Annotated in this window: 9 protein-coding genes; 5 read left to right on the plus strand and 4 right to left on the minus strand. The window is 56.6% G+C overall.

Annotated features, from left to right (window positions below; genetic code table 11):
* Positions 1-64: 64 nt before the first annotated feature.
* From QP915_RS00985 to QP915_RS00995, 3 genes are all read left to right on the plus strand, one after another.
* Positions 65-460: a (deoxy)nucleoside triphosphate pyrophosphohydrolase gene (locus tag QP915_RS00985; RefSeq protein ID WP_284767532.1), complete on the plus strand. Its 396-nt coding sequence runs from the start codon at positions 65-67 to the stop codon at positions 458-460.
* Between the two features lie 555 nt (positions 461-1,015).
* The gene (locus QP915_RS00990; RefSeq protein WP_284767534.1) at positions 1,016-4,138 is read left to right on the plus strand and encodes a DEAD/DEAH box helicase; all 3,123 of its coding nucleotides are present in this window, start codon (positions 1,016-1,018) and stop codon (positions 4,136-4,138) included.
* Between the two features lie 183 nt (positions 4,139-4,321).
* Positions 4,322-5,524, plus strand: coding sequence for an Nramp family divalent metal transporter (locus QP915_RS00995; RefSeq protein WP_284767752.1), 1,203 nt, complete (start codon positions 4,322-4,324; stop codon positions 5,522-5,524).
* Between the two features lie 14 nt (positions 5,525-5,538).
* Here QP915_RS00995 and QP915_RS01000 read toward each other — a convergent pair whose 3' ends face one another.
* Positions 5,539-6,780 carry an MFS transporter gene (locus tag QP915_RS01000; protein ID WP_284767535.1) on the minus strand — a complete coding sequence of 414 codons (1,242 nt, stop codon included), beginning with the start codon at positions 6,778-6,780 and terminating at the stop codon, positions 5,539-5,541.
* A 112-nt stretch (positions 6,781-6,892) separates the two neighbouring features.
* Between QP915_RS01000 and QP915_RS01005 the strand changes: the two genes are divergently transcribed.
* On the plus strand, positions 6,893-7,411 hold the full coding sequence (locus QP915_RS01005) for a hypothetical protein (RefSeq protein ID WP_284767536.1): 519 nt from the start codon (positions 6,893-6,895) through the stop codon (positions 7,409-7,411).
* On the opposite strand, the gene QP915_RS01010 is transcribed toward QP915_RS01005, so the two are convergent.
* The 3 genes from QP915_RS01010 to QP915_RS01020 all read right to left on the minus strand — a co-directional run bounded on the left by QP915_RS01010 (position 7,408) and on the right by QP915_RS01020 (position 11,058).
* The gene (locus QP915_RS01010; protein WP_284767537.1) at positions 7,408-8,250 is read right to left on the minus strand and encodes a hypothetical protein; all 843 of its coding nucleotides are present in this window, start codon (positions 8,248-8,250) and stop codon (positions 7,408-7,410) included. The genes QP915_RS01005 and QP915_RS01010 overlap by 4 nt on opposite strands.
* A gap of 174 nt (positions 8,251-8,424) precedes the next feature.
* Positions 8,425-9,273 carry a DNA primase gene (locus QP915_RS01015; RefSeq protein WP_284767539.1) on the minus strand — a complete coding sequence of 283 codons (849 nt, stop codon included), beginning with the start codon at positions 9,271-9,273 and terminating at the stop codon, positions 8,425-8,427.
* An 81-nt stretch (positions 9,274-9,354) separates the two neighbouring features.
* On the minus strand, positions 9,355-11,058 hold the full coding sequence (locus QP915_RS01020) for a carboxylesterase/lipase family protein (protein ID WP_284767541.1): 1,704 nt from the start codon (positions 11,056-11,058) through the stop codon (positions 9,355-9,357).
* Positions 11,059-11,173: 115 nt separating this feature from the next.
* Between QP915_RS01020 and QP915_RS01025 the strand changes: the two genes are divergently transcribed.
* Positions 11,174-11,908, plus strand: coding sequence for a hypothetical protein (locus tag QP915_RS01025; protein ID WP_284767543.1), 735 nt, complete (start codon positions 11,174-11,176; stop codon positions 11,906-11,908).
* Positions 11,909-12,017 lie beyond the last annotated feature (109 nt).

Genomic DNA, 12,017 nt, shown 5'->3' on the forward strand with positions numbered 1-12,017 from the left:
GATATGTTATCTAAGTAACAGCTCACTGTCTAGATGTTTCCGAGATCCAAGGCACAATGGAGTCATGTCTAACCCCATTCGCGTCGTTGGCGCCGTCTTCCACGACGGCGAGCGGTTCCTCGCCTGCCGCAAGAAACCAGGCAAGCCACTGGAAGGCCATTGGGAGTTTCCGGGTGGAAAGATCGAGCCTGGTGAAACCCCTGAGCAAGCTCTAGCTCGTGAAATTCGCGAGGAGCTCAACCTCATCGCCGAGGTCGGCCAGAAAGTGACGACAACAACCTATGAGTATGATTTTGCGACCATTGAGCTAACCACTTTCTACTGCACGCTTGTCGACGGCGACCTACGCCTGACCGACCATGACGATACAAGATGGGTTACCTCCGCAGAGGCCGCGCATCTGACGTGGGCCCCCGCTGATATCCCGGCAGTAGAAGTTATTGCTTCTAGTCACAGCTAAGGAAAGAAAGATTCTTCCTCTCGTATCCTCCTTCTGCCAGCATGCGGCGGATATCCTCTGCTAATCGCACTACCAATTGCGGGTCGGATTCCGCTAATGCTGCGATTTCCTGCGTTGCCTTCCCTCCGTTTGTCGTTTGTCCTTCATAGGAGGGGCGCGCCGAGTAGAGATCAAAATATTTCCGCCTCACGCCATTGACATTCCTAAATTTAGGACCTGGCTGGAACTCGGCTCCATACATGACTCCCCTGGCCAGAAGATTGGAAACCCGAGATATTTCCTCCTTAGGTCCTGAAGCCGGCCATCCTAAACGGATTCCGATTTCAGCCACCAACAGAATCTCATCTCGTAGCCACTTTGGACTTCTCAATCCATTCTCCAATCAAAAGGGATAAAAATTTAGACTGCTGGGATTGCACTTCTTAATCGAGTTCAAAGTCTCTGAGGAGTGCAAACAATGAAGATCACTTTAGGGCAACACCGTCTGGAGAAAATTAATTCGCCAATCCTTGAATCAGCCAATTTGCATTCCGAAGCCTTTAAAATTTGGTCATTATGAGTACTAACCCCGACTCTTCCCTACCTTTCGGCGTTTACGAGACCCCTATTACGGCCCGAATCCGTGAACGCATGAACGAAACGTTAAGCCAACATCCTGCTGCAGGATTCGGTATTGGAAGAAGCTCCGACGAAGAAGCTCATGGCCGCTATACCTCGGCGGTTTCACACCACATTGGTTCACTTCTAGAACGACGGCTATACGCTTTGAAGTCACCCGAAGACCGGGTTGCCCTAATCAATAACATCGCGCTTCTACTGGGCGAAGATGAGGAAATTGATTCCGAAGAACTCCTCTACGCCGTATACAACTCCGGATTGGCGGACCCTCCCCTGCTTCCGGATGTGTCTCTCACCAAGAGTGCACTATTCACTAACGCCCAAGGAGAATCTAGTTTAACCAGCGAAATCGAGAGAGAAATCAAAACTGCTGATTCGGTTGATTTGCTCTGTGCGTTCATCAAGAACTCCGGCATCAGCGTTCTTGATAGACAACTCGAGTACCTTCGCGATAACGAGATCCCTTTCCGTCTACTCACTTCTACCTACTGCGGTGCGTCCGACGCAGCTGCGCTCAAGCGATTGGTTGACAAGTATCAGGCCGAAGTAAAGATTTGCTATGAGCACAAATCCACTCGTCTTCATGCCAAAGCTTGGCTATTCCGCCGAAAAACCGGATTCGATACTGCCTTTATCGGAAGTTCCAACCTTTCCCGATCTGCTCTCGTCGATGGTTGGGAGTGGAATGTCCGCGGGTCCAATACCGCGACTCCTGAAGTAATCGATAAATTCATCAAGACTTTCGATAGCTACTGGCACGACAGCCATTTCAAGACCTTCGACCCAAATCGCGACATGGAGAGACTCGAGCAGTCTCTCCGCGTTGCCAAGGGTAGTGAGGCCTCCGGAGCACTTCGCCAACTGGAGTTATCTGGCCTTGAGGTAACTCCTTACCCCTACCAAGAAGAAATGCTCGAGGCTCTACGCTCAGAGCGTGAGGTAAAAGATCGGCATAGGAACCTCCTGGTTGCTGCTACAGGAACAGGAAAAACAGTAGTTGCCGCACTGGATTACCGGAACCTATGCGAACAATGGAAGCGACGCCCTCGGCTGCTTTTCGTTGCACACCGGAAAGAAATTCTTCAACAAGCCCGCCGGACATTCCAGGAAGTGCTTAAAGACGCGGACTTTGGCGAGCTGCTAGTCGACGGCGCTCAGCCTCGCCGCTGGGACTATGTGTTCGCCAGTGTGCAATCTCTCAGCGCTTCCCGTTTACAAAACCTAAATAGCAAGCATTTTGATGTCGTAGTAATCGACGAGTTTCATCACGCACAGGCCCCCACTTATAGAGCACTTTTGGACCACCTCCAGCCTCAAGAGCTCCTGGGTTTAACGGCAACACCAGAACGTGGTGATGGCGAAAACGTACAGAAGTACTTTGACTATCGCGTAGCTCATGAACTGCGTTTATGGGATGCCTTGCGTCTACAGCTCTTAGTCCCTATGCATTACTACGGGATTGCCGACGGAACGGACCTTTCCTCATTGACTTGGAGCCGAGGAAAAAAGGACTACAACACAGAAGAGCTCTCCGAGTTCTACATCAAAGCGGGAGAGAAGCGCACCCGCTTCATTGTTAACGAGCTAAACCGACGCATCTTCGATCTCTCAGATATGAAAGCTATCGGCTTTTGCGTCACGATTGCTCACGCAGAATATATGGCGCGCCAATTCCAGCAATTTGGCATCCCAGCGCGAGCGGTCACAAGCGATCTCACCGCCACCGAGCGTGCTCAGGCCATTAAAGATCTGGAGACTGGCGACGTCAAAGTCCTGTTCTCAGTAGATATATTTAATGAGGGCGTTGATATCCCTGCTGTAAACACCCTTCTTTTGCTCCGCCCGACACAAAGCCCTGTGGTCTTTCTACAACAACTGGGTCGCGGTCTTCGTCTATCTCCAGGCAAGGACTCCTGCGTCATTCTCGATTTCATTGGCCAGCAGCATGTCGATTTTGATTTTGAGAGAAAGTTCCATGCCTTAACCAGAAAACGCGGCAAGCGCTTGGTTGAAGAAATTGAACAGGGCTTTCCCACCGCCCCACCGGGTTCGCATATTCAATTCGATCAATCGACGACCGAGCAGGTTCTCCGAAACGTCAAGAAGGTCTCACGAAATTCCTTACGCAAAGTGCGGGCATTGCTCTCGGAAATTCGAACCACGAATCTCAAAGAGTTCCTTGAGGATTCTAACCTGCAACTAGAGGATATCTACCGCCCGTCGAAATATTCGTGGACACGGCTTCTTCGAGAAGAAGGCCTACTAGAGCAAAACGCCGATGAGACCGAATCATTTCTACTTAACAGAATTCGAGTCTTCCTTCACGTCAACGATCCACACCGAATCGATGCCTATCTGCGCATCCTTTCCACCCCAAGTCTTCACTACGCCGACATGGAGCCATCCGACCAGGCCTTCACCCGAATGCTCGTACTCGGATTCTGGGCAAACTCAAATTCTCCGCACCCTGGTTCCTATGACGCGGCCCTGACGATTTTGCGCCAATACCCACAAGTTGCTTGGGAGTTGAAACAGGTTATGCAACTGAGCAGTGACTCCTCGCGTATCGTTCCACAGCATAGCGATAGTTCAGTTTTGGAAACGCATGCGGATTACTCGTTGGCCGAGCTTATTGGCGCTTTAGAGTCAGGAAGCCTTCAGCAGCTTGTAAACCTGCCACGCGAAGGTGTGAAATATTTTCCCGATATCAACACTGATCTTTTCTTGGTGACGTTCCAAAAGGACGAACAAGTTAGTGCCTCCACGAACTACCGAGACTATCCAATATCACCCGATCTCTTGCACTGGGAATCTCAATCAACAACGACTTTGAAATCAAAGGCGGCTAGGCGATATATCGGCCATCAGGAACGTGATGGGAAAATCCTCATTGCCTCGCGCTTTACCAAGAAAAACGAAGTAGGGACAGCGAGCGCATATACCTACCTCGGTGCAGTGGATTATGTTTCCCACCATGGGGAAAAGCCGATCCAATTTGAGTGGAAGCTCCAGAGGTCGATGCCCAAGGCTCTTTATGCTGCGGGAAGAACGGTGGCTTAAATCTCCGCTCGAGGAATTGAATTCCTCGTTTTCCTGATACTAGGCAGCACTCTCCCTATAGTGATTAGAAACACAATCAATCGAGAGGGTGCTATGAGCCAGACCAGCGAATCGAATTCCGCCCGGCCTGCAGGGGGCAAGCACGACACAGAATCAACCGACCAGACAAGAGTGAAATGAACCCTGGTTGGTCCGGGACTTGTTGCGGCAGCGACGGGTGTCGGCGCAGCCGACCTAGTTGCCACCATGATTGCCGGTCAACGCTATGGCTACGCTCTCCTGTGGGCGGTCATTATCGGAACAATAATGAAGATTGTGCTGGTCGAAGGCGTCGGTCGGTATAGCCTTGCTACCGGAAACACGATGTTCCATGGTTGGCGCGAGTTGGGACGGTGGACTTCTTGGTATTTTGCCCCTTATATCGTTATTTGGGGTCTTGTCTACGGTGCCGCATCGATGTCCGGCGCTGGTCTCGCCCTTAGCGCTCTTTTCCCAGGTACCAGCCTAGAAATGTGGGCAACTATTGCCGGAATATCCTGCTTTACTCTAACTTGGCTTGGGCGATATCAGCTTTTCGAGAAGCTATCAGCCATCTTGGTCGGAATCATGTTTGTCACCGTGGTGGGTATCGCAGCCATTACGGCCCCGAACCTTCCCGAAGTCATCGGCGGTTTGGTACCGCAGATTCCGGATGGCTCCTTCGTCTACGTGTTGTCCATCGCCGGCGGAGTGGGCGGCACAATCACGCTTGCCGCTTATGGCTACTGGCTGAGAGAAAAGGAATGGTACACACCGAAATGGATGCAGGTCATGCGCATGGACAATGCGGTGGCTTACGCTGTTACCGGAATTTTTGTCTTGGCCACACTCGCACTGGGTGCCGAACTACTCTACAGCGCCAACGTCGCGGTCTCCGATAATGATCAGGGGCTCGTTGATATGGCAGACGTTCTCGAGGACCGCTACGGAACGTTCATGTCTAAGTTGTTCATCGTCGGGTTCTTCTCCGCCGCGTTCTCTTCCTGCCTTGGTGTTTGGAACGGTGTATCCCTGATGTTTGCCGACTACATAGGTCACCTCAAAAAGATCCCGCAAGGCGATCCCCGAACCAGTACTGGTGGAAAGTACTACCGCGCTTACCTCATCTGGCTAACCTTCCCACCAATGCTGCTTTTGCTCCTCGGAAAGCCAACCGGCCTTATCATCGCCTACGGAGTCCTGGGCGCTTTGTTTATGCCGTTCTTAGGCCTTACGCTTTTGGTCCTACTCAATACCAAACACACCCCAAAGCAATGGAGAAACGGTTGGATCGTCAACACGTTGATGGCGGTAATCTCCGTTGCCTTCGTTTATCTATGCGTTTCCCAATTGGCTGAAATTCTCTAGCCGAGAATAAGTGCCTACTTCCCCTGCGGCACTCGCTTGGGCTTGTTCCCCACCCCTGCGTGCGGGTCGCGGCCGAATGCCCAGGCAATGATGCCGATGAAGGCGATGGCGCCGCAGACGGTGAAGGCGAGGGGGAAGCCGGAGGCGTCGGCAAGCAGACCAATGAGCATGGGACCCAAGATTTGACCGAAGTCTCCGGCCATCTGGAAGGTGGATAGCACCTTGCCGCCGGAGCGATCATTTCCCACGATGTCACCCACCGCGGCCTGCTGGGAGGGGTTGATTAGCCCGGAAGAGGCGCCGGCAAAGGCAGAGACGAGCAGGAGGAACCACACGCTGGTAGCCATGCCCATGAGCACCATGAAGATGGCGGAGCCAAGGAGGCCGATGAGGATAAGTGGCTTGCGGCCGTGGATATCGGACCACTTGCCAGAGAACTGCAACACAATGGCGTTGCCGGCCGCAAAGACTGCGAGTGCCAGGCCGGAGGCGGCCGCGCCATTGTGGAAGATGGAGGCCGCAAAAAGCGGCAGGACGGATACGCGCACACCCATATTGATCCAGCTATGGGCAAAGTTGGAGGTCAGCACCGCGCGGTAGGCAGTATCGCCCCAGGCCTCCTGCAAGCGCATGGGTGGCAGCTTATCCTTGCTGGCTTGTTTATGGTTCACGCGAGGCATTTGCCACCAGACGACGAACGCGGCCAGCGCCACGCCCACGCCGTAGATGAAAAAAGGCCAGCGGAACCCCAGGAAGGACAGGCTGGCACCAAGAACTGGGCCGGCGACGTTACCGAGCAGGAAGGCAGTGGCGTAGGTGGCAGAGCACTTGCCGCGAATCGTCGGTGGGGACATGCGCACGATAAGGCCCATGGCGGAGACAGTGAACATGGTCGAGCCAATGCCGGCCAGGGCACGCAGGGCCACGATGTGCCAGTAGCTTTGCGCAATGGAGACTAGGCCCGTGGTCACCGCGACGGTCATAAGCCCGATGAGGTAGACGCGGCGCGAGCCGACGCGATCCACAAGCGATCCGGACATGGGCGCGAAGATAAGGCGCGAAGCTGCGAAGATGGAGACCACAAGACCCGCGGCAGCCATGGAGACATCAAAGCTCACCACGAACTGCGGAAGCAGCGGGGCGATGAGGCCGTAGCCCAAAGCGATAATAAAGGCGGCCGTGACCATGACCCAGATTTCGCGCGGAATCTTGGGCGCTTCCTCGTGTTCTACTTCCCCACTGCGTGTATTCATCATATCGGCTGCAACTCTAATCCTTGGCGTCAGGGAAAGCCATTTGCGACTTATGTTCGAACAGGTGTTTGTTTTTGGTGGGGTTGTGTCCGCGTTGAGTTCTAGTGTGATGGCCATGCACAACGTACAAAAGAAGTTTCCCCAGCCCACCGCAATGAATCTGCCCCAGTCCGCTTCCGAGATTGCGGCGGACTTGCTCTACCACGAATATGACACCATCAATTCCATCGCCGCCATCATGCACCACCCGCGCTCCCTGGCGCGCCCTACTCCCACCTGGCGCCCGCCGATAAAGCAACTGCCGACGCCCGCCGGTGGACCGGGCGGAGAGTATTGCATGAGCATTACCCGCCACCGCGTGGGCGCGCGCGTGAAGGCCCGCGTGCGCGGCTTTGGCCAAGACCGCATTCCGGCGTATCTGATTACTATCCGCATTACCGAGAACTTTGGTCAGACGGTAGAGCCGGCCGTGGCCGAGGGCTGGGTGCGCACGCTCGTGCCGGCAGAGATGGTTGGTGCAGTCCACGAGGTCTCCCGTGGCCCGAACGCCACTTACGTATGGCTCGTGGATAGCTCCTATCAGCCGGTCCACTCCCCCGAGTCGCTCTTCGCCGGCTTCAGCCAAGCCGCCTAGGCGGTCGCTCGCTGTTGTGTTGACTGCGCAGATGCGTCTGGTCCTGCATGCGGGTCAGGCGCGTGGAGCACCTTCCTCATCACCTCGTGGTTGAAGGTCACCGTGTAGTGCCGGGCAATTACCTTTGGCATAAAGCGCAGGACCAAGCAGGCGATGAGGACGGTAAAGACCTTATCCAAAATGTCCGAGGTAAGGCCCTGCAAGATGATGGCCAGGCGCTCGTCTTGGAAAATCATCTCGTAGAACTTGGTGAGGTTTTGTGGCCCCTTGCGTGGGTGACCGCTGAAGGAAAAGATGAGTACGTACACGCTCATCACGCCGGAGCCGATGCCTATTCCGAGGCCGGAGAAAATGATCCAGGACAGCTTGTTGAATACCCCGCGGCGAGCCAGCAGGCCTACTGCGGCACCGATAAAGATACCTACGGGCGCAAAGGCGAGATTATAGGCAAAGTACGCTCCGCCCAATACGGTGGTGGTAAGCCCCGTGGCCATGCCGAGCACGGGACCGGCGATGATGGCGACGATGGCGGTGCCGACAGCATCGAAGAACATCGGCACCTGCGTGCGCACCGTCAACGAGCCCAACAGCAGGTTGATGGAGGCGCCGAAGATCGGATACAGGAGGATGCAGTTAGGCACCAGCCCATGCTGCGAGGTATATAGCAGCACCGCGGCCGCTAGGAGGAGGACCCAGACGCTGGCGGTCAGGTAGGACTCGAAAGTCATATTTACCGTGGAGTACACCCCAAAGACGGTGCAAAACCACGCGGCGAGCGAGAGTGCCACGGCGACCACGACAAGGACGTAGCGCCACGTGGTATCGCGGGTCATTGCCATGGTCTTCTCCTCCTCACACGGCTTGGTTCAGGGCGGATTCCCAGCTGGACGCTGGGATTGCCCTAAAGCCTAATTGGCGGCGCGCGAAAGTAGCAACACAAAAGGGCCTCTAAAACGGGAAAGACCCAGCCTGACCGCGGAAGGCGGCGGGGCTGGGCTTTCGGAAGGCCGGGATTACTTCTCGTCGGCTTCGGGGGCGTCGGATTCATCATCCAGGTCGGCATCGTCGCCGTCCAGGTAATCCTCGTCATCGTCCTCGTCGTCTTCGCCGAAGATATCGTAGACATCGGGCTCTTCGTAGTCTTCGTCATCGAAGGAAACGAGCTGTGCTTCCCAGTCCAGGGCCTGCTCGGAGACGAGGCCTAGGACATCAAAGAGGCGATCGAAGTCGGTGTAGGTGCCAAGCTCGAGGGCCTCGGCGGGAACCTCCACGATGGGAACGTCATCAAACTCGGCGTTATCAAAGAGGGCAAGGCGGTCAGCCTCGTCGAGGTCCTCATCCTCTTCGTCCACTTCCCAGGCGAGGGCGACTGCCTCATCCTCCATGTCATCGAGATCGTCTTCGTCGAAGTCGAAGGCAAGGAAGCGCACAATGGCGGACGGGACGCCGTCAATGGTTTCCACGAGCACGCGCAGCTCCGAGTCATTGGCCACTTCAGCCACGACGAGATGCGGGTTGAGCTCATCTTGGGCAAATTCTAGTTCCGCGATGCGCTCATCGGTGCCCTCCAGCAGGTCCCGCAGGACGGTGACCACCTGGTCGGTAGCGATGTGGCGGGACACCGCCTCCACGGCGTCATCTACAGAGAAGGCGACGGAGACGAGAACTGCCTCAAATTCTTCATCGTCTTCATCAACATCCGCCGCGGCAATGTAGACGTTCGCAGCGGGGAGAAGCGGATCGATTTCAATAAATTGGATTTCCAGATCAGAGGTGATTGGAACGAACATGACGTCATCGTTGACGCGGGACTCGATGCCCTCGGCATCCAATGCAGAAGCAATATCTTCGAAAAAGCTCATGGTGGTTTAAAATCCATCCTTCGGAAGCAGAGGTTCCCACGGTAGGCAAGCCGCCGCCCGCGGTCACTGTGGAGTCTACCGTTATTCCCACCCGGATGGTTGGAAGCCCAAAGATCTCACCAGCTCCGGGCGCCCACTTCCCCATTCCAACATGTGGTATCCCTCCCAGGCTTGCCGCTTGAGCTCGTGCGGCGCGTGTTCAATATAGGCCTCGGCATCGAAGATCATGGTGGCGCGCTGAGTGAACCCGTAGCGTGGCCAACTCATCTCCGGGCGGCCGCCGTGGATAAAGGCGGACCAGTGTCGCTGCATGGTGGCGGTAAGTTCCTCCATCGCCGCGCGCGAGCCCCAATTGGTAAGGAAAGACGCGCGCGAGGAATAAGGGTCACCAAAGACGTTGCCCAGTTCCATCGAATGCATCGCGCCGAGGCCCAGCCATTTGAGGACAGCAGAGGCGAAGTCGAAGCGATACATCCACGTTGGCGCCGCCTGCGCATGGGCGGTGGCGATGCGGGTGGAGGGTGCCCAAAAGAGGGCGTCGGCAAGCAGGTGCGCAAAGTCCTCCCGGGCCACCGCACCGTCATAGGCGGCCACGACCTCGGGGGCGTGCTGGGGATCGAAGGAAGCCAGAAGGCGCAAGGCGGCGCGCTCGCGGGAGCTTTGGCGCTGGAAGAGGAATTTGCCAAAGCTAGCCTCGTCCGAGTTCGTGCCAATGAGCAGCGGAATCTGGTGCTGGTGCCCATTTTCAAAGGCGGCGATGGGATGTTCTGGAATGAGCTCATCATCCACCGTGGGCGCGTAGCAGGAATTGAGGTGAATGAGCTCGCCGGCCCGCCACATCATGGATTGGCCCGAGCGCACCAGATCGGCAAAGTTTTCCTGGCGCAGGTCCTCCACCGAGGTGCGCCGGGGCAAGGCCATGCGGTGGACCAGCTCGCGTGCCCACAAGGTGGACTGGGCGCGAGAATGGATCATGGCAATCGGCGGGGACTGGGCAATGGCGCGGTGGAAGAGGCCCTCCGCGGCCGGGCTCGTCATGAGGGTGAGAACCGCCGCGCCACCGGCCGACTCTCCCATGAGGGTGACAGAATCTGGGTCGCCGCCAAAGGCCGCAATATTGTCGCGCACCCACTGCAGCGCCAGGATCTGATCGGCCACCGCTGGGTTAGCGCAGCAGTCCCCGCCCAGGCTGCGCAGATCCAAATAGCCCAGGGAGTTGAGGCGGAAATTAATGGATACGTAGACCACGTCCATGCGGGTGGCCAGCTCAAAACCGCGGAGCATGAGCATGTGGGACGAGCCCATAATGAAGCTGCCGCCGTGTAGGTAGACCACCACGGGAAGCTTTTCTTCGGTGCGCGGGCGCACGATGTCGAGGTGAAGGCAGTCCTCGGAGCCGATAATGCGGTCGGTCCAGGAATACGTTGGTTGCGGGGCAGGTGGGCCGAATTGGCTGCAATCGCGCACACCCTCCCAGGCCGGTGCGGGCTGCGGGGCGCGGAAGCGGTTGTCCCCGGCGGTGGTATCGCCGAAGGGGATGCCGCGCCAAGTGAGCACCGGACCGGCGCTAATGGGGAGATCGGTGCGCAGGTCCTCCTCTATAACGCCGCGCACCCACCCGGAGGTGGTGCGGACGGTGAGCTCATCTGCCAGGGCGTTTTGGGCCTCTTCGTGCGCGCGGCGGGCGCGTTCGTGGGCCTGCTCTGCTTTGAGGCGCGCCGCCGCGAAAGACTCCTCCGGAGGGAAACCCCCGGAGTCGCGGTTGTTCTCGTGCGGCGTAACCATACCTACTAGCTTAGGTGGCTTGCACGCCCTCGGCGATCTCCTTGCGGCGCGGCGGCGCATTAATAGAGCCTTTACTATGCTGGGCGCAGATAAGTTTTAGCGAAAGAGAAGGAAAATGGGGCTATTTACTAAAGACAAAAAGGACAACTCCTCCGAGGTCGATACCGTCGATACCTATGACATCGATCCGGAAGATACCAACCGCTTTACCTCTGCCCTACTCAATTCCCTGGACCGCGCAGTGGCCGTGCAGTCCAGCGTCATTATCAAGTACGTAGAGAACCTGAAGAAGCGCAATAAGGACGCGAGCCCGCAGCAGCTACAGGAGCTCATTGACAAGCACTTCCTCAATATCACCTCCGGCACCGGTGCGGCCGCGGGCGCTTCCGCTGCCATCCCTGGCGTCGGTTTGGTAACCGGTGCAGCTACCATCGCCGGCGAATCTGTGGTCTTCTTGGAGGCTGCCGCGTGGTACATCTTGGCTTCGGCCTACCTGCATGGCGATGACATCAAGTCCCCCGAGCGCCGCCGCGCCCTTGTACTTTTGGTGCTGACCGGTTCGAAGGGCTCCGCTTTGGTGGATACCTTTGTGGGTGATCTCAATAGCGTGGCGGGCATGCGCTCGGCCGCTAGCCTGTCCCGTTTCTCCGGCCCGACGCTGTCTGGAATCAACGGCCGCCTGACCAAGCTTTTTACCAAGCAGATCACCAAGCGCCTGGAGTGGGCGTGGATCAGCAAGCTCATGCCCATGGGCATCGGCGCCGTGCTCGGCACTACCGCCAACCGCAAGCTGGCCAAGCAGGTCATCGAGCACGCCAGCGAGCAGCTTTCTCCCCTCACCCAAGCCTAGGGGTAGCCGGGAACCGATAAGTGGGGCAATTGATACCCCTAACATAGTGAGTTTAGGGGTATGACCCGTATCATGTAGGCAGACTCTTTGGCGAGTGACGCATGCGCTC

The sequence above is a fragment of the Corynebacterium sp. MSK158 genome (genome assembly GCF_030229085.1).
Lineage (GTDB): Bacteria > Actinomycetota > Actinomycetes > Mycobacteriales > Mycobacteriaceae > Corynebacterium.